Raw genomic sequence first — 17027 nt, forward strand, 5'->3', positions numbered from 1 at the left:
TCCGCCCTTATTATTCCGTTCCGTCTGATGATGCGGGATCAGGCCTTTTGCAGCCAGACCTTGTTGTCGTGCACGGCCGCACCGCCGAAGGGCGCAACCGGGTCGGCACCGGTCAGGACATTGATGCCCTCCCCGTCCATATGCGCGTCGTTCGGCCAGAGCCCCTCGGCAATCAGGACACCCGGCTTTGCGCCGGCGACGAGTTTGGCGTGAAGGCGGATTTCTCCGCGCGCATTGCCCAGCCTGACGACATCGCCGTCGACGATATCGAGGCGTTCAGCATCGGAAGGCTCGATCATCACCTCAGGCCGGCCTTCCTTCTGGATCGAGCTTTTCGTCTCGGCAAAGCTCGAATTCAGGAAGCTGCGCGACGGCGACGTTGCAAGCCGGAACGGATGCTCGGCATCGGCCGTCTCGATGACATTCACCTGATCGGGGAACCGTGGCAGCTCCGTGTGCGGACCGAGCGGGCCGACGCTATCGGGCGTGCGATCCGGTGACGGACCATTCAGCCAATCCGGGCTGAAGCGAAACCTGCCATCCGGGTAACCAAAACCGTTGATGAAATGAGCGGTATCGAAGTCCGGCTGGGCATCGATCCATTTATTGGCCTTGAGGTCCTCATAGGAGCCCCAGCCGCTGTCATTGAGGATGCGGTGGATATGGCTGCGTTCGTCACGGCCGAAACCGGCAAAATGATCGACGCCGAGCCGCGTCGCCAGTTCCTCGATGACAAAAAGATTGGTGCGCACCGTGTCCGGCGCCTCGACCAGCTTCGGCCCGAGCAGGATGTGCTGCTGGCCGCCGGCGCGATAGAGATCGTCATGTTCGAGGAACATGGTGGCCGGCAGGACGATATCGGCGACTTTGGCCGTGTCGGTCATGAACTGTTCGTGGACGGCGGTGAACAGGTCGTCACGCAGAAAACCTTCGCGCACCAGACGCTGTTCCGGCGCGATGTTCATCGGGTTGGTGTTCTGGATCAGCATGGCGGTGACCGGGCCGCGATGGCGCAGCGCCTCTGCATCACCGGTCAGCACCCGGCCGATCTGCGACTGGTCGAGCTGGCGGACGCCCGGATCCATATAGGCCGTGCCCATCAGTTCGGCCTTGTTCAGCCGGAAGATTTCGCCATTGTTGTGGAAGGCGCCGCCGCCTTCGTATTGCCAGACGCCGAGCACGGTCGAGATCGAGAGCGCCGCATGCATCGCAGCCGTGCCGTTGCGCTGGCGGGAAAAGCCGTAACCGAGGCGGAAGAAGGTTTTTTTCGTCGTGCCGACCAGCCTGGCGAAATTCTCGATTTCCTCGACAGAGAGCCCGGTAATTGCCGAGGCCCATTCCGGCGTGCGGGTCTTCAGATGGGTTTCGAGACCGGCCGGGTCGTCGGCGTATTTTTCCATATAGGCGCGATCGGCATACCCGTCGCGAAAGGCAATATGCATGACGGCGCAGGCAAGGGCTGCATCTGTGCCTGGACGCAGGACCAGCTTGACGTCGGCCTGTTTCATCGTCGGGTTGTCATAGATGTCGATGACGACGATCTTTGCACCGCGTTCCTTGCGGGCCTTGACTGCATGGGTCATCACATTGACCTGGGTGGCGACCGCATTGGTGCCCCAGATGACGACGCAGTCGGATTTGGCCATCTCGCGTGGATCGGGGCCGCGCAATGCGCCGGTGCCCATTACATAACCGGTCCAGGCCATGTTGGTGCAGATAGTACCCATGAAGCCGGAATATTTCTTGGCGTGTCGCAGGCGCTCGATCGAATCGCGCTGCACCTGACCCATCGTGCCGGCGTAGAAATAGGGCCAGACGGCTTCGGACCCGTGCCTGGCCTCTGCTTTGACGAAAGCGTCAGCGATCTCGTCGAGAGCGGCTTCCCAGGACATTTCCTGCCAGCTGCCATCTCCCTTTGCGCCTTTGCGGCGCTGCGGCACCATCAGACGGCCGGGATGATAGATGCGCTCGGAATAACGGGCGACCTTGGCGCAGATGACGCCGGCCGTATAGGTATTGTCGGAGGCGCCACGCACACGGCCAATCTTGCCATCCTCGGTCAGATCGACATCCAGCGCGCAGGCGCTCGGACAGTCATGCGGACAGACGGTATGTCCGACCGAATTGTGGCCGGGCTTGATTTTGGCGGTGATAGGGCTCGCGATGTTCATGGGTTTTCTATATTGCAAGCCGAGGGCCGCCAAAAGCGTCATTTGGCAGGCATCAATTTAATTCACGCGAGACCAAAGCTGCGATGAACTATCGGCATATCTATCACGCGGGCAATTTCGCCGACGTCCTCAAACACGCCGTGCTGGCGCGGCTCGTTCGCTACCAACAGAACAAGGACAAGGCTTTCCGCGTGCTCGATACCCATGCCGGCATCGGGGTCTATGATCTGTCGTCGGAGGAAGCGCAGAAAACCGGCGAATGGGTCGACGGCATCGGACGCCTGATGGAGGCCGAACTTCCGGCCAATGTGGCCGACATTCTCGAACCCTATCTTGCTGCCGTGCGTGATCTTAACCCGAAGGGTGGCATCAAGCTCTATCCCGGCTCGCCGAAGCTTTCGCGCATGCTGTTTCGCCCGCAGGACCGCCTGTCGGCGATGGAGCTTCACCCGGATGACTTCAACCGGCTGCACAATCTGTTCGAGGGTGATTACCAGGTCCGCGTCACAGAACTCGATGGCTGGCTGGCGCTCGGCGCGCATCTGCCGCCGAAGGAAAAACGCGGCGTCGTGCTGGTCGACCCGCCTTTCGAGGAAGACGGCGAATACGAGCGGCTGGCAAGGGGACTGGCCACAGCCTATCGGCGCTTTTCCGGCGGCACCTTCTGCCTCTGGTATCCGATCAAAAAAGGCGCGCCGATCAAGGCCTTCCATGAGGCACTTCAGGCTCTGGAAATTCCGAAAATGCTGTGCGCCGAACTTTCGGTAAGAAGTGACCGCGAGACGACCGGTCTTTCGGGAACCGGGCTGATCATCGTCAACCCGCCCTTCACCCTGAAGGACGAGCTGCATGCGCTTCTGCCGGTCCTGAAGACCGTTCTTGCCCAGGACCGCTTCGCGTCGCAGCGCGCCTTCTGGCTGCGCGGCGAAGAGGAGCGTGGCGACTGACGCCCGTCAGACTTTTTCCTGCTGTTTTGCCCGCTGCATGTCCAGCGGGTTGTTGCGGCGGAACTGCGAGCGCTCGAAAACGAAGATGACCACCAGCGCCATGATCAGCGGGATGATCAGGTAAAAAAGCCTGAACACCAGAAGCGCTGCGATGACATCCGCCGGGTTCATGTCCGGCAGTCCCATGACGAAGACCAGCTCCAGCACGCCGAGCCCACCGGGCGCATGCGAAAGCAGCGCTGCGGAAAAGGACACCAGGAAGATCCCCAGCACGATCATGTAACCGGGATTGCCGGCTTCCGGCAGGGCGAAATAGATGATGCCGGCGGCACCGATCAACTCGATCGGAGCGATCAGCAATTGCGGTAGCACGATGCGGGGTGCGGGATAGACGATATTGACGGAGCCGAGCCTGGACAGGCGGAAGGTCAGCGGCTTGAGCTTCATGAAGCTTGCCAGCACATAGAGGCCGATCAGCAGCAACAGGAAATAGCCCGTGGCGGCGGTCGCCTCAACCGGGATCAGATCGCCGAACCGCTCGGTCACCTCGGGCTCGATCGCAAGGATGATGCCGATCAAAAGCAGCGTGCCGAGAATGAAGGTGAAGGAACACATGGCGATGAGAACGCCGATCTCGGCCGGCGTCATGCCCTTGGTCGAATAGGCTCGGTAGCGGACCACCGCCCCGGAGACGACAGATGCACCGACATTATGCGACAGCGCATAGGTGGTAAACGAGCAGACGGTGATGAAGAACCAGTCGATCTTGCGGCCGAGATGCGTCAGCGCGATCCTGTCATAGGCGGCGAGCGCCCAATAGGCGACAAGGCTGGAGGCCGCTGCCAGCATCCAGTGTCCGGCAGAAATCGCCGCAAGACTGACCCACAGATCATCGAAGGAAATACCCCGCAATTCCTTGTAGAGAAGCCACGCCGAAAGCGCTATCGTCAGGCCGCCGACCGCTGGCCATAGGTATTTCTTGAATGTCATTAAGCCGTTTCGCTCATTGCTCCCCACCTCGATCACTGCGCACAGTCATCCGCGAATTCGCAGTCTATGCGGCTGGACACTGAACATTCAACATTTACAACGCTTTCGTGTTCCAGAGGTGGGGAATCGTGATCATGATGAAGAAATCGGCAGGCTTCCGCGAGACATTTTTTGCCGCAGCACTGGCGCTTGCTGCCATTCAGCTGGGCCTGTTTCCGGCCAATGCCCAGGAACGCAGGCCTGACCGGGCCGGCAGCTTCGATTTTTACGTGCTCTCGTTGTCGTGGTCGCCGACGTTCTGCGCCAGCGACGACGGTGAACGCAATGGCCAGCAATGCGCCCTCGGCAAGCATTTTCGCTTCATCGTGCATGGACTCTGGCCGCAATATGAACGCGGCTATCCGGACTTCTGCCGGACCTCGGAGCCGGACCGGGTACCCCGCTCCGTCGGCGAACCGATGTTCGACCTCATGCCGTCAATGGGGCTTGTCGGTCATGAGTGGCGCAAGCATGGAAGCTGTTCCGGGCTTGGCCAAAAGGCCTATTTCGATACGGTACGGCGCGCCTTCGAGCGCGTTGCGCTTCCAGAAGACCTGTCTCGCGGCAACCGGCCGCTCAGCCTTTCCGCCGATGAGATCGAGCAGAAATTCCTCGCCGCCAATCCTGGCCTGACACGGCGTGGCATCGCGGCCAGCTGCGAGGGACCGCGGCTCGACGAAATCCGTATCTGCCTGACCAAGGATCTTCAGTTCCGCGATTGTGCGGAGATTGACCGCCGTGGCTGCACGATCGACGAGATCACCCTGCCGCCAGCCCGCTGACATTTTCTGAAAAAGGATGATCTGATGAAACTGCTCTATTCGCCAACCTCGCCGTATTCGGCCAAGTGCCGCATGGCGGCACGCCATCTCGGTATCGAGGTCACCGAAATTGCGACCGATACCAATGCAGCGCCGGCCGAACTCGTCGACAACAACCCGCTCGGCAAGATCCCGGTGCTGATCCGCGACGGCGAAGTGCCGATCTATGACAGCGTCGCGATCATGCATTTCCTCGATCGCATGTCAGGCGGCAAACTTTACCCGAAGAAGGACGACAAGCGCACCGAGGCGGAAGTCCTTGAGGCCTTGTGCGACGGTGTATTGGACTGCCTTCTCTCGATCGTCTACGAGCGCCGTTTCCGCGGCGAGGAGAATATCTACCAGCCGTGGATCGACAAGCAGTGGGCAAAGGTCGTCAAGTCGCTTGATTACCTGGAAAAGAACCTGCCGAAGACCGGCAAGAAATTGCATGGCGGCCATTTCGCGCTCGCCTCGCTGATCGGCTATCTCGACCTGCGCTTCAACGGCCAATGGGCGGAAGGTCGCCCGGAACTCGCCTCCTGGCCGGATACGTTTGCCAAGCGATTTTATCATTATGCGGAAATGAAGGCTGCCGCCTGAGACGACAATCATAAAGCTTATGCAGGCGGCCGCCCCTTATCCGGCCGCCGCAACCTTGTCCCCTTACGGCACGAAAGACGGGCGCCTCCCTGCCTCTGCCTCCATCAACCGTGAGCGGAGCGTCCCCTGGGTCCTTTACGGAGAGCTGCCTGCTGCACTGCGGGTGAGGAGCAGTCAGACCGAAGCACTCAACCTGCAATACACTTAGACTTTCCTCCTATGTGGCCAAGCGCCTGAATAGCTTGCCCCGCCTCCCTCCTCCGCTACTATGAGACGAGCGGCGGGAGGCCGTGATGGAGGAAATCAGATGACATTCACCCAACTGATAGGCACTCGACTGACGCGGCGTGCCGCGCTTGTTCTTGCCGGCAGCGCCCTGTCGGTCCTTTCGCTCGGCCAGCCGACCAAGGCGCAGACCTTTCCCGATCGCACCATCACGCTGGTCGTGCCGTTTGCCGCCGGCGGGTCGACGGATGTCGTCGGGCGGGTCGTGGCGCAGAAGATGGGCGACATACTCGGCCAGCAGGTGGTGGTCGAGAATGTTGCCGGCGCCGGCGGCAATCTGGGCGCAGACCGCGTCGCGCGCGCCGATCCGGACGGTTACACCATTCTCATGGGAACCGTTGCAACACATGCTCTCAACCCGTTGATCCTGAAACAGAAACCCTATGACCCCGAAAAGGATTTTGCCCCCGTCTCGCTGCTCGTCGTGGTGCCGAACGTGCTGGTGGTCAATCCCAAGCTCGGGGTCAACAGCGTTGCCGAACTGATCGCGCTGTTGAAAAAGGAGCCGGACAAATATTCCTACGCGTCGTCGGGTAACGGCACGCCGCTGCATCTTTCCGGTGAACTGTTCAACAGCATGGCGGGCGTGAAAATGCAGCACGTGCCCTACAAAGGTGCCGGGCCGGCGCTGAACGATCTTATCGGCAACCAGATCTCGATCATGTTCGACAACCTCCCCTCCTCGTCCGGCCATATCAAGGCCGGTACACTGAAGGCGCTGGGCGTGACGACGAAGGAACGCGCAACATCGTTCCCTGACGTTCCGACCGTGGCGGAAACCGTGCCGGGCTACGAGACCTATACGTGGAATGCGCTGTTTGCGCCGGCCGGCACGCCGCCGGACGCCGTGGCGAAACTCAACGAAGCGGCCAATGCGGCCCTGAAGGATCCGGCAGTCGCTGCCCGGATGAAGGATTTCTCCGCCACAATCGTCGGCTCCACGCCGGAAGAGCTCGGCAAACATGTCACCGCCGAACTGGCCAAATGGGCACCGGTGGTCAAGAACGCCAATATCCAGATGGATTGATCGAAGGGATCGCGAGGCGACGTCATCAATCCCTTATAACGCAAAAAGCCCGCGGCATTCACGCCGCGGGCTTCCCCAGCCTCGAAAGGCTATGTTCCGAATTAGAACTTCACGCCGATACCGAGCTTGACGCTGTGGTCGTCGTAACCCTTGGAGAAGTTGCCGGAGTCGAGATTGTACTTGTCTGCACCGAAATCGGTGTAGCGGTATTCGACGCGGGCCGTGATGTTGTTGGTGACCATGGCTTCAGCACCGGCACCGACCGTGTAGCCGACCGCCGTATTGCTATCGGAAGAGGTCGAGTCAGACAGCTTGTTGTCCTGCAGGGCAACACCGGCCGTACCGTAGATCAGGAAGGGGTTGAGGTCGTAACCAACGCGGCCGCGAACCGAACCGTTCCAACCGGCCTTGCCTTCGCGATCGCCACCGGCGCTGTCCTTTTCGCCGTTATAGGCGACATCAGCTTCGATACCGTAGACCATCTTGCCGCTCTGCCAGTTGTAACCGGTGTAGAGACCGCCGCCGGCGCGATCGCCGTCATGGTCGCCACCGCCGAAACGACCCCAGTCGTAGGCACCGGTCGCGCCGAGGTAATAACCCTGCCAGTTGCCGACAGCCGGAGCCGGCTCGTCAACGGCAACAGGTGCCTGCGGGATCTGATCGACGGCGTCAGCGGCGTTGGCCGAGGACATTGCGATGAAGCTGGCAGCCGAGGCCATCAAAGTTGCGACGAGGATACGCATATATAATTCTCCTTTTAGTGCTGCCGGGAAGGCCGTCACATCAACATCGTTGGCGACGAGTTTGTTCCCTGCTGGCTGAGGAGAAATTTGGAGTGCAAATGAGGATTTCAAAGAGCCGAATTGTGAATTGATTGCGGCATATCGGAGGCTAAATTTCGATGTTGCTTTGCCGCAACATGTATTTAATTAACCATAACAAAATACTAATTCGTCAATTAACTGATTTACGTTTCTTTCTTATTTCTTACCAAGATAGTTTTTCTCGGTCAATACAGATACTTTCTCCGGACATTCATTGCCGATAAGCCAAACTGAACTTCCTGTGCACGTTCAGAACAAGCACAAGCCGCCAAACACCCTGTTTTTTGACCATGGAAATACCTGTCCTCACCCGGTTTTCGGGCCTCACGACGGCGTGACCGTCCGATTGTCGCCTTATTCTCCGACTGCCTGTCGACAGACATCCCCCGGCGCGCCCTGCTTCCAAACCGTCGTGCCGGACACTATCTGTGGGAAGAACAGGCCGCTTTGATTCGAAGCGGCGGAGATACGGAATGAACGACAAGAAGCTGCCCGATGGCGGCGTTCTCTATGACGAGATCGACGATGACGAGGATGACGTAGCGGCGCCGGAGACGGCTGCCGGCATAATCACTGCGTCGATCGACTGGAACGAGGCGCTGAAAAACGACAGCGGCCTCAAGGGTGCGGATCTGATCGCCGAATTCGTCAAGCACCTGCCGAATGCGCCGGGCGTCTACCGGATGTTCAACGAGGCCGGCGACGTCATGTATGTCGGCAAGGCGCGCAGCCTGAAGAAACGTGTCGGCAATTATGCGCAGGGGCGACTGCATTCCAACCGCCTTACGCGTATGGTGCGCGAAACGACCCATATGGAATTCGTCACAACGCGGACGGAAACAGAAGCGCTGCTGCTGGAAGCCAACCTGATCAAGCGCCTGCGCCCGCGCTTCAACGTGCTTTTGCGCGACGACAAGTCGTTTCCGTATATTCTCATCAGCGGCGATCACCGCGCCCCTGCGCTTTTGAAACATCGCGGTGCGCGGGCACGAAAGGGACAATATTTCGGGCCTTTCGCATCGGCCAGCGCCGTTGGCCGCACGATCAATTCGCTGCAGCGCGCATTTCTCCTGCGCACCTGCACCGACAGCGTCTTCGAGACGCGCACCCGCCCCTGCCTCCTCTATCAAATCAAGCGCTGTTCCGGCCCCTGCACACACGAAGTAAGCGATGCAGGCTATGCCGATCTCGTCAAGGAAGCCTCAGATTTCCTTTCGGGCCGCAGCCAGAACGTGAAGAACACGATTGCCCGGCAAATGGCCGAGGCGTCCGAGGATCTCGATTTCGAGCGCGCCGCGATCTACCGCGATCGCCTGGCGGCGCTGAGCCATGTGCAGAGCCATCAGGGCATCAACCCGGCAGGCGTCGAGGAAGCGGATATCTTTGCCATCCATCACGAGGGCGGGCTGACCTGTATCCAGGTCTTCTTTTTCCGCACCGGCCAGAACTGGGGCAATCGCGCCTATTTCCCCAAGGCCGATCCACAGATGAGCGGTGCCGAAGTGCTCAACGCGTTTCTGGCGCAGTTTTACGACGACAAGCCGGTGCCGAAACAAATTCTTCTTTCGGAAACGGTCGAAGAACAGGAATTGCTGGCGCTCGCCTTTTCCGAAAAGGTCGGGCAGAAGGTGGCCATTCTGGTGCCCCAGCGCGGTGAAAAACGCGATCTCGTCGACCATGTCGCTGCCAATGCCCGCGAGGCACATGGACGCAAACTGGCGGAGACGTCTTCGCAGGCACGATTGCTGCAAGGTTTTGCCGAGACATTCAAGCTGCCCTATGTGCCGAGCCGCGTCGAGATCTACGACAACTCGCATATCATGGGCACCAATGCCGTTGGCGGCATGGTCGTCGCGGGGCCGGAGGGTTTTGTCAAAGGTCAGTACCGGAAGTTCAATATCAAATCGACCGACATCACACCCGGCGATGACTTCGGCATGATGAAGGAAGTGATGACGCGGCGGTTCTCGCGACTGATCAAGGAAGAAGGCATTCCCGACCGCAGCATTTCCGCTGGAACCAGTGCCGCGACCGAAACCGGCAGCGACGACATCAACGATGCCGCTTTCCCCGCCTGGCCGGACGTTATCCTGATCGACGGTGGCCAGGGGCAGATGAGCGCCGTGCGCGCCATTCTCGACGAGCTTGGCATCCGCGACGTGGTGACGGCGATCGGCGTCGCCAAAGGCGTCGACCGCGATGCCGGACGCGAACGGTTCTTTGCCGATGGGAGAAGCGACTTTTCGTTGCCGCCGCGCGATCCCGTCCTCTATTTCATCCAGCGGATGCGTGACGAGGCGCATAGATTCGCGATCGGATCGCACCGGGCACGCCGCAAGAAGGAAATGATCAAGAACCCGCTGGACGAGATTTCCGGTATCGGTCCGGGCCGAAAGCGCAAGCTTTTGCAGCATTTCGGTACCGCAAAGGCCGTATCCCGCGCCGGCCTGACCGACCTGATGGCCGTCGAGGGGATTTCGGAAGCGGTGGCCAAGCAGGTGTATAATCATTTCCACGAAACGCGGACGAACTGAGACATGCCGGCAAGGCGACAGCCTCCCTGTCACAATCGTCTGTAAAAAAGCCGCGAAACCGGTTGACGCTTCGGCTCAGAAACATCAACTAGGGGCAAACCGCTAGCACAGGTCCGATATGGCATCCCGCGCATACAATATCCCAAATCTCCTCACCTATGCGCGCATTCTGGCCGTGCCGGTGATCGTTCTGTGCTTCTTCGTCGAAGGCAAGCTGGAAAGTTCGGACACCGCGCGCTGGACGGCGCTGTGGCTGTTCGTTGCCGCTTCGTTGACCGATTATCTCGACGGTTATCTGGCCCGCATCTGGAACCAGACCTCCAATATCGGCCGGATGCTTGATCCGATCGCCGACAAGCTGCTGGTCGCCGCCGTACTTCTGCTGCTGGCTGCCGACCAGACGATCGCCGGCTGGTCGCTCTGGGCAGCGATCACCATCCTGTGCCGCGAGATCCTTGTCTCCGGCCTGCGCGAATATCTCGCCGCACTGAAGGTCTCCGTGCCGGTCACACGCATCGCCAAATGGAAGACGACGATCCAGATGGTATCGATCGCCTTCCTGCTCGCCGGTCCGGCGGGCGACAAGGTTATCCCCTATATCACCGAGATGGGGATCGGACTGCTGTGGATCGCCGCAATCCTGACCTTCTATACCGGCTACGACTATTTCAGGGCCGGTGTAAAACATCTGGTGGATGCCGACTGAGGGTCCGGGATATGGGGATTTCGGAATGAAAGCCAATCTCGTCTATTTCGCCTGGGTACGCGAGCGCATCGGCAGGCTGCAGGAAGAGATCGAACTTCCCGACAGCGTCGTGACGGTGCGCGATTTACTGAGTCACTTGAGTGGCTTGGGCGAGGAATACGAGAATGCGCTTCAATATCCCGAGGTGATCCGCGTTGCGATCAATCAGGAGCATGTGGAACACGACGAAAAGATCGCCGGCGCCCGGGAGATCGGCATCTTCCCACCGATGACGGGTGGGTGAGACGCGGTTCGGCATAACCGTTGAAATCATTCCGATGAATCGATTTCAGCGCCGAATGCCGCGAGCCACGGCGAAGGGCCGGGATGCGGAGGCAGAATACCCGACCAAAAGCTCCGGAGACGACAGATGACACCCTCCCCCCCCACCGTCCGCGTCCAATCCCACGACTTCGACCTCCAGGCCGAAATCGATACGCTGACCGCCGGCCGCACCGATATCGGTGCCGTTGTTTCCTTCGTCGGCCTATGCCGCGGGGAACAGGGCAAGCTTTCGGCGCTTGAGTTGGAACATTATCCGGGCATGGCCGAGAGCGAGATGTTGCGGATTGCCGACTTGGCGATCGAGCGGTTCTCCTTGATAGGAGCTACCGCCATCCACCGGTACGGCCGGATAGAGCCGGGCCAAAATATCGTTCTGGTGATCGCCACCGCGCCCCACCGTCAAGCGGCCTTCGACGGCGCCAATTTCATCATGGATTTCCTGAAAACCTCCGCCCCTTTCTGGAAGAAGGAACATGCCGCCGACGGCAAGGCGGGCGACTGGATCTCGGCCAAGGATGCCGACGACAGGGCGCAGGAGAAATGGACGTGATTATGGCGCGGTCTTCTGCCTGCGGGTGACAACGAGAAGAACCACAAGAGCGGAGATAACGACGAACTCCCGCCACAGGATCGGCCCGTAACCGGACCACAGGGTTTCGGTCAAACCGATGATTGCGGCACCGCCGGCCGATTTCAACGGGCTTGAATGGCCACCGACCGCGGCAATGAGGACGACTTTCACGCCGAAGAGCAGACCAGCGCCGAAATCCATCGTGCCGTAATAGGATGTCGCGAGCAGGCCACAGGCGGAGGCATAAACCGCGGCAAGTGCATAGGCTGCCACAAACAGGCCGGGCGCGTTGACGCCGCACAATCCAGCCGCAACCGGATCATCCGAGACCGCCCGCCAGCGACGGCCGAAACGGCTCTTTGCAAGCCCGACATACCCGAACGCGATCATGGCAAGCATCAGCAAGACGTTTACCACCTGCAGCACTGTCAAGGTGACGGCACGTCCCTGACTGACAACGAGTGACAGTGGCTGGCTGAGCAGGGGCGGCAGCCAGAGTTGACGCGTATCGGCGGCAAGCCTTGCGCCTTCCATCAACACCATAAGCACGCCGAGCGAGGCAACGATCACCGCATTTGGCGAAGCAGACGCAAGTGGCCGCATAACAAGCTGGCCGATCATCACGCCTGCGGCCGCGCCGCCGACCAATCCGGCAATTGCGCCAAGCGCCAGCGCGGCAGGCAGAACGAGCCACAACCGATCCCAGCCCAGATGGGCAAACAGCAGATAGAGATGGCCGGAAAAGGCGAAGATCGCGCCATAGGTGATGTCGGCTCGCTTTGTCACCGCAAAGGCTATCGCATAACCGAAGGCAAGCGCCGCATAGAGTGCGGCGATCGGCAAGGCATTGGCGATCTGCTGCAGAAAATAGGCCATCGGGCGCTCAGCTTCCGTCGCGATATTATAACTGTCAAAATGCGTTTTACCAGTTACAATGGAAGCATGACCTTTTCCTGGACACAACATCGCTTTGCCGGAGGTGCGTTGGCGCTGGATGTCGCCAACAGCATCATCCTGCGGTTCGACCCGGCGCGCAGCATCGATCGTTTTGCCGACAGGGATCAGATGGACGGTTTTGCGAAGGCCGCGACGACATTCTGCGCCGAGCGCGCACTGTTCGGAGCGCTCGATCCGGTGACATCGGAAAACCGTGCATCCTTCATCCTGCTGCGCGAAGCGATCGATCGCTGTTTCCGCGCTCGCGCGAAGGGGGCGGATACGCCAGCGGAACTCGCCGATGTGCTGGAGGCGATCGCCGTGATGTTGAGGCGGGGTGCTCGAGGATCGCTCGAGACGGCCACCGCGCGTTCGGCGCTCAGACTTGTTTCGGACGAGGTGACGGACCGGATGAGGATCTGCGGCCATTGCGGCTGGCTGTTCATCGATCGCAGCAAGAACCGCAGCCGCATCTGGTGCGACATGGCGGTTTGCGGCAACCGGGTAAAAGCTGCCCGGCACTACAGCATCAAAAAGGAACGCCCGGCATGATCGCCAGGGCGCTGACAGTGCTTGGCTGCCTGTTGTCGGTGGTCGCCTGCCAGCGCGAGGCGGACGGAAAACTGGTCGAGCTTTCGGGGCGGTTGTTTGTGTTCAACTACCGGGTGGCGATCGCGACCTATCTGGTGACGCTGCGCAAGCTTGGGCCGCTGCCCGAGGGAGCGATGGCCGAAGCCAGCTTCGAAAACCCGCAAGGCGGCGCGGCACTGATCACGCGCGAAAACATCTTTGCCGTCGACGACAAGATCACGCTGCAGAGCCCGCCGGTGCATTGCGTCATCAAGGACCGACCTTATACCGTGACCATCCGCATCGTGAATGTGTCCGGTACCGTGCTGCAGACGATCGGGACCAGCGTAACATCCGATGTGGACCAGACGGTTTTGCCGGCAAAACCACTGACGATAGGACCGGGTTACGCGCCGAACCCTGAGGTATTTCGCGCCGACGGGAAACTGGACATGGCGTCCGAGACCGATTGCCCAAAATAAGAAAAGCCGGAGCTTTCGCCCCGGCTTTTCTTCAATCCTAAAACCGTATCGGCAATCAGCCGACGATTTCGGTTTCTGCGAACCAGTAAGCGATTTCCTGGGCAGCGGTCTCCGGAGCGTCGGAACCGTGAACCGAGTTTTCGCCGATCGACAGGGCGAACTGCTTGCGGATCGTGCCTTCGTCGGCGTTGGCCGGGTTGGTCGCGCCCATGATTTCGCGGTTCTTCAGGATGGCGCCTTCGCCTTCCAGAACCTGCACGATGGTCGGGCCGGAGGTCATGCCTTCAACGAGTTCGCCGAAGAACGGACGTTCCTTGTGAACGGCGTAAAAGCCTTCAGCTTCGCGCTTCGACATCCAGACGCGCTTGGATGCGATGATCCGCAGGCCGTTGTCTTCGAATACCTTGGTGATGGCGCCGGTGAGGTTGCGCTTGGTGGCATCCGGCTTGATCATCGAGAACGTGCGTTCAATCGCCATATCGTCTGTTCCTTTAATTCCCGTGGAAAGTGGGCGCTATCTAGCCGCCCCTTTCGCCGGAAACAAGGGGGTGTCGGTTATTGTCACGTCGAGCGCCTGAATTTCACGCAGCCGTCACACTGCGTCCCACGCCATCATGGAGATCAAGGCAGCGCTCGAACCACTGGCCGACCGGATCGGCAGCATCGAACACCTGAGCCCCCGCCGTGATCCGCATCCATTGCAACGCACCGAACAGGATATAGTCGGCAAACAGCGGGCTGTCGCCGCCGAGGAAGGGCTGGAAGCCGAGTGTCTGGCGCACCGGCTCAAGCTTTGCGGCAAAACCGGCAACGGCTGCTTCGCGTCCGCCACGCAGTTCCTCGATCGTCCTGCCCAGCGCCTTTTCCCGCGTCGTGCGGAAATAGGTCTGGTCCGTCTCTCCCAGCATGTCGTGAATGTCGGCAACCGCGACCCCGACGATCGCCGGATGGACGATGGTCTGCGAAAAGCGTTCGACGAAACGCGACAGAGCCTTGCCGCCCTCGCCGCCGAAAAGGGTCGGCCGGTCCGGATAACGCTCCTCGAGATAGAGCGCGATATCGAAACTGTCACGGATCAGTTCGTTGCCGTCACGCAGTACCGGTACTGTCTTGGAAAAACCGTCCTCCAGCGCCGGGATCTGGGTAAAGGGCGTCGGCTTTTCGATGAAATCGAGCCCCTTATGCTTGAGCGCCAGCACCACCTTCCAGCAATGGGGAGAAAAAGGCCTGCTTTCGTCGGCGCCGCAGAGCGAGTAAAGAATGCGGGTGGTCATGCAAAAGCTCCAGATCCGGTTGTTGGCCAGCGATGATGACCGTGAATATTGCTGCGATCCAATCACAAGATTTCATCAATGGCATCAAGGCAGCGCGTCGACATTGATGCTCAAGTGCTGGAAAAAGGATTGCCACGGAGAATGGAGGGAGACCGATGCAACGCCATTTCCAGATGCTCGCAGACTATAACCGCTGGGCCAACCAGCGCATCTACGACGCCTGCGCCGCTCTTTCGGACGAGGACTACCGGATGGATCGCGGCGCCTTCTTCGGCTCGGCGCACCGCACGCTCAATCATCTTCTTGTCGCCGATCGTATCTGGCTGAGGCGCATCACCGGCATCGGCACGGCGCCGATGGAACTGGACGTCGTGCTCCATGAAGATCTTACCAATCTGCGCCATGCGCGTGAGGTGGAGGATCAAAGGTTCATCGCCCTTACCGGCTCTCTTGCTCCGGATGCTTTCACGCACATGATCAGCTACACGCCGGTCACTGTGCCTGTGGCGATGACCGAGCCGCTTGGCGGCATGTTGGCGCATGTCTTCAACCACCAGACCCATCACCGCGGCCAGATCCACACCATCCTGACCTCGCTCGGCCAGCCTTCGGTGGTGCTCGACATGATTGCCTTCCTGCGCAAGGACGGGAAACAATGGAACACGTGAACCGCGCCTTAACCGTGAATCTCACGAATCCGAGCCTTCATTACAATCTCGGCCTGTATTTCAGCGGATGTTAACGCAGCTTCGTGATCACTGGTCTTCACGCACGAACGATCGGGAGATGACGGATGCCCACCCAGGCCCGCAAACCAGCTCAGGACAGGACATTGCAGGCGGTAAGCCAACATATGGCTCGCGTCGAAGTGGCCGGCCTTCCCCGCAATTACGAACTGTTTCATGAAGCGCTGTCCGGTTCCGACATGGCCTTGTCCCGTGACGTGCTGGGACTGGCGATCGCGCCGCGCCAGGCGCTGCTGGACGAAATCGGCACACGTTACCAGTTGCCGGGTTTCGTCGCGAGCGGGCTACCGAAATCCCGCGATCCGGATATCAGGCTCCTCACCGACCTGCGCGACAAGATGACAAGCGGTGCCGAACAGAAACGCGGCTTTGCCCGCGCGCTGGAAGCCGTGGCGAAAAGCCTGCGCGAGGACAATGGCGCCGGTCCCGGCGATATCCTTGCCGAAATCGAATATCTCAGCGTCTCGCTGTCGGATGCGGTCGTGGCGGAGGCTGAACTTGAAGCGGCATTGCGCTCTGGCGCCAATCTTCTCATCGACGCAGAACAGCATGTAGCTGCCACGCGTACGGTGATGCTGCGCGACCGGATGACCGGCCTTCCCAACCACGCCGCCTTTACCGAGAAGCTGGAAGCTCTTTATGCCGATGACGCGGAAGGCCGCGATACGGCCTTGTTCCTCGTCGCCATCAGCGAAATTTCGGAACTCGCAGACACATATGGCGAGGCAGCCGCCACCAAGATCGTCAAGAAAGCCGCATCGGTGTTTCGCAAGACGATCAAGAAAGACGACTTTCTCGCCCGTATCGGCAAAGGCGAATTCGCCTTCCTGTTCCGCAATGTCAACCGCGACGCCATCAAGCCGATCGCTGGACGTCTTGCAGCATCGATCGCTGAAAATCTGGTCTTCGCCACCTCGGACAACCATACCGCCCTGCGGTTATCGATGGGGGCGGCACTCGCCGCCGACGCGTTTTCGCCGCAGCAGCTGCGCCAGCAGGCCGTCCTGGCTGCGGAGATTTCGCAGGCCAATCCACGCAGCAATGTCATCGTTCACGGCGACACGGCAAAACCCGGCCCGTGACAACGGCCTTCGGCGGATTAAATCGAAGCGAGCCGATCCCGCATCGTGATGAAAAGAATGGCCGCCGGTCGGATCGCCCCGCGGCCATTATTGATATTCGACGGACGAATGCAGCG

At 59.9% G+C, this 17027-nt stretch carries 18 protein-coding genes; 12 read left to right on the forward strand and 6 right to left on the reverse strand.

From position 1 onward, the window contains the following. Nucleotides 1-38: 38 nt before the first annotated feature. Nucleotides 39-2171 (reverse strand): molybdopterin-containing oxidoreductase family protein, encoded by a 2133-nt coding sequence (locus AC2GXZ_RS20680; protein ID WP_483761091.1) that lies wholly within the window; start codon nt 2169-2171, stop codon nt 39-41. 83 nt (nt 2172-2254) lie between these two features. On the opposite strand from AC2GXZ_RS20680, the gene AC2GXZ_RS20685 reads away from it, so the two are divergent. Continuing rightward, a complete protein-coding gene (locus AC2GXZ_RS20685) occupies nt 2255-3118 on the forward strand; it encodes a 23S rRNA (adenine(2030)-N(6))-methyltransferase RlmJ (protein ID WP_483761092.1) in 864 nt (287 codons plus the stop codon). 6 nt (nt 3119-3124) lie between these two features. On the opposite strand, the gene AC2GXZ_RS20690 is transcribed toward AC2GXZ_RS20685, so the two are convergent. Next, on the reverse strand, nt 3125-4108 hold the full coding sequence (locus tag AC2GXZ_RS20690) for a lysylphosphatidylglycerol synthase transmembrane domain-containing protein (RefSeq protein WP_483761093.1): 984 nt from the start codon (nt 4106-4108) through the stop codon (nt 3125-3127). Nucleotides 4109-4242: 134 nt separating this feature from the next. Between AC2GXZ_RS20690 and AC2GXZ_RS20695 the strand changes: the two genes are divergently transcribed. From AC2GXZ_RS20695 to AC2GXZ_RS20705, 3 genes are all read left to right on the forward strand, one after another. After that, entirely contained in the window at nt 4243-4929 is a 687-nt protein-coding gene (locus AC2GXZ_RS20695) for a ribonuclease T2 family protein (RefSeq protein WP_483761094.1), read from the forward strand. A gap of 24 nt (nt 4930-4953) precedes the next feature. Next, nucleotides 4954-5550, forward strand: a complete 597-nt coding sequence (locus AC2GXZ_RS20700; RefSeq protein WP_483761095.1) for a glutathione S-transferase — start codon at nt 4954-4956, stop codon at nt 5548-5550. A gap of 307 nt (nt 5551-5857) precedes the next feature. Continuing rightward, nucleotides 5858-6862, forward strand: coding sequence for a Bug family tripartite tricarboxylate transporter substrate binding protein (locus AC2GXZ_RS20705; protein WP_483761096.1), 1005 nt, complete (start codon nt 5858-5860; stop codon nt 6860-6862). Between the two features lie 101 nt (nt 6863-6963). Here the strand turns inward: AC2GXZ_RS20705 and AC2GXZ_RS20710 are convergent, their stop codons facing one another. After that, nucleotides 6964-7605 (reverse strand): outer membrane protein, encoded by a 642-nt coding sequence (locus AC2GXZ_RS20710; RefSeq protein ID WP_483761097.1) that lies wholly within the window; start codon nt 7603-7605, stop codon nt 6964-6966. Between the two features lie 554 nt (nt 7606-8159). Between AC2GXZ_RS20710 and uvrC the strand changes: the two genes are divergently transcribed. The 4 genes from uvrC (at nt 8160) to AC2GXZ_RS20730 (ending at nt 11800) form a co-directional block, all read left to right on the forward strand. Further along, on the forward strand, nt 8160-10220 hold the full coding sequence (gene uvrC, locus AC2GXZ_RS20715) for an excinuclease ABC subunit UvrC (protein WP_483761098.1): 2061 nt from the start codon (nt 8160-8162) through the stop codon (nt 10218-10220). A gap of 118 nt (nt 10221-10338) precedes the next feature. Further along, a complete protein-coding gene (gene pgsA / locus AC2GXZ_RS20720) occupies nt 10339-10926 on the forward strand; it encodes a CDP-diacylglycerol--glycerol-3-phosphate 3-phosphatidyltransferase (protein ID WP_483761099.1) in 588 nt (195 codons plus the stop codon). Nucleotides 10927-10951: 25 nt separating this feature from the next. Further along, nucleotides 10952-11209, forward strand: a complete 258-nt coding sequence (gene moaD / locus AC2GXZ_RS20725; RefSeq protein ID WP_483761100.1) for a molybdopterin converting factor subunit 1 — start codon at nt 10952-10954, stop codon at nt 11207-11209. Nucleotides 11210-11335: 126 nt separating this feature from the next. Then, complete coding sequence (locus AC2GXZ_RS20730) at nt 11336-11800, forward strand: molybdenum cofactor biosynthesis protein MoaE (RefSeq protein WP_483761101.1); 465 nt, start codon at nt 11336-11338, stop codon at nt 11798-11800. On the opposite strand, the gene AC2GXZ_RS20735 is transcribed toward AC2GXZ_RS20730, so the two are convergent. Further along, nucleotides 11801-12697: a branched-chain amino acid ABC transporter permease gene (locus tag AC2GXZ_RS20735; RefSeq protein ID WP_483761102.1), complete on the reverse strand. Its 897-nt coding sequence runs from the start codon at nt 12695-12697 to the stop codon at nt 11801-11803. 66 nt (nt 12698-12763) lie between these two features. Between AC2GXZ_RS20735 and AC2GXZ_RS20740 the strand changes: the two genes are divergently transcribed. After that, nucleotides 12764-13309 (forward strand): CGNR zinc finger domain-containing protein, encoded by a 546-nt coding sequence (locus tag AC2GXZ_RS20740; RefSeq protein ID WP_483761103.1) that lies wholly within the window; start codon nt 12764-12766, stop codon nt 13307-13309. After that, a complete protein-coding gene (locus AC2GXZ_RS20745) occupies nt 13306-13809 on the forward strand; it encodes a hypothetical protein (RefSeq protein ID WP_483761104.1) in 504 nt (167 codons plus the stop codon). Before AC2GXZ_RS20740 ends, AC2GXZ_RS20745 begins: the two co-directional genes overlap by 4 nt. Nucleotides 13810-13864: 55 nt before the next feature. Here the strand turns inward: AC2GXZ_RS20745 and ndk are convergent, their stop codons facing one another. Both ndk and AC2GXZ_RS20755 read right to left on the reverse strand, forming a co-directional pair. After that, nucleotides 13865-14287, reverse strand: a complete 423-nt coding sequence (ndk, locus tag AC2GXZ_RS20750; RefSeq protein ID WP_112457152.1) for a nucleoside-diphosphate kinase — start codon at nt 14285-14287, stop codon at nt 13865-13867. 103 nt (nt 14288-14390) lie between these two features. Continuing rightward, the gene (locus AC2GXZ_RS20755; RefSeq protein WP_483761105.1) at nt 14391-15083 is read right to left on the reverse strand and encodes a glutathione S-transferase family protein; all 693 of its coding nucleotides are present in this window, start codon (nt 15081-15083) and stop codon (nt 14391-14393) included. Between the two features lie 155 nt (nt 15084-15238). Between AC2GXZ_RS20755 and AC2GXZ_RS20760 the strand changes: the two genes are divergently transcribed. Further along, the gene (locus tag AC2GXZ_RS20760; RefSeq protein ID WP_483761106.1) at nt 15239-15751 is read left to right on the forward strand and encodes a DinB family protein; all 513 of its coding nucleotides are present in this window, start codon (nt 15239-15241) and stop codon (nt 15749-15751) included. Nucleotides 15752-15876: 125 nt separating this feature from the next. Further along, a complete protein-coding gene (locus AC2GXZ_RS20765; RefSeq protein ID WP_483761107.1) occupies nt 15877-16911 on the forward strand; it encodes a GGDEF domain-containing protein in 1035 nt (344 codons plus the stop codon). Nucleotides 16912-17027 lie beyond the last annotated feature (116 nt).

The sequence above is a fragment of the Aliirhizobium sp. YIM B11859 genome (assembly GCF_057163345.1).

Coding starts and splice junctions, on each gene's coding strand:
- AC2GXZ_RS20680 (WP_483761091.1), bottom strand. CDS start 2,171: ATGAACATCGCGAGCCCTATCACCGCCAAAATCAAGCCCGGCCACAAT.
- AC2GXZ_RS20685 (WP_483761092.1), top strand. CDS start 2,255: ATGAACTATCGGCATATCTATCACGCGGGCAATTTCGCCGACGTCCTC.
- AC2GXZ_RS20690 (WP_483761093.1), bottom strand. CDS start 4,108: ATGACATTCAAGAAATACCTATGGCCAGCGGTCGGCGGCCTGACGATA.
- AC2GXZ_RS20695 (WP_483761094.1), top strand. CDS start 4,243: ATGATGAAGAAATCGGCAGGCTTCCGCGAGACATTTTTTGCCGCAGCA.
- AC2GXZ_RS20700 (WP_483761095.1), top strand. CDS start 4,954: ATGAAACTGCTCTATTCGCCAACCTCGCCGTATTCGGCCAAGTGCCGC.
- AC2GXZ_RS20705 (WP_483761096.1), top strand. CDS start 5,858: ATGACATTCACCCAACTGATAGGCACTCGACTGACGCGGCGTGCCGCG.
- AC2GXZ_RS20710 (WP_483761097.1), bottom strand. CDS start 7,605: ATGCGTATCCTCGTCGCAACTTTGATGGCCTCGGCTGCCAGCTTCATC.
- uvrC (WP_483761098.1), top strand. CDS start 8,160: ATGAACGACAAGAAGCTGCCCGATGGCGGCGTTCTCTATGACGAGATC.
- pgsA (WP_483761099.1), top strand. CDS start 10,339: ATGGCATCCCGCGCATACAATATCCCAAATCTCCTCACCTATGCGCGC.
- moaD (WP_483761100.1), top strand. CDS start 10,952: ATGAAAGCCAATCTCGTCTATTTCGCCTGGGTACGCGAGCGCATCGGC.
- AC2GXZ_RS20730 (WP_483761101.1), top strand. CDS start 11,336: ATGACACCCTCCCCCCCCACCGTCCGCGTCCAATCCCACGACTTCGAC.
- AC2GXZ_RS20735 (WP_483761102.1), bottom strand. CDS start 12,697: ATGGCCTATTTTCTGCAGCAGATCGCCAATGCCTTGCCGATCGCCGCA.
- AC2GXZ_RS20740 (WP_483761103.1), top strand. CDS start 12,764: ATGACCTTTTCCTGGACACAACATCGCTTTGCCGGAGGTGCGTTGGCG.
- AC2GXZ_RS20745 (WP_483761104.1), top strand. CDS start 13,306: ATGATCGCCAGGGCGCTGACAGTGCTTGGCTGCCTGTTGTCGGTGGTC.
- ndk (WP_112457152.1), bottom strand. CDS start 14,287: ATGGCGATTGAACGCACGTTCTCGATGATCAAGCCGGATGCCACCAAG.
- AC2GXZ_RS20755 (WP_483761105.1), bottom strand. CDS start 15,083: ATGACCACCCGCATTCTTTACTCGCTCTGCGGCGCCGACGAAAGCAGG.
- AC2GXZ_RS20760 (WP_483761106.1), top strand. CDS start 15,239: ATGCAACGCCATTTCCAGATGCTCGCAGACTATAACCGCTGGGCCAAC.
- AC2GXZ_RS20765 (WP_483761107.1), top strand. CDS start 15,877: ATGCCCACCCAGGCCCGCAAACCAGCTCAGGACAGGACATTGCAGGCG.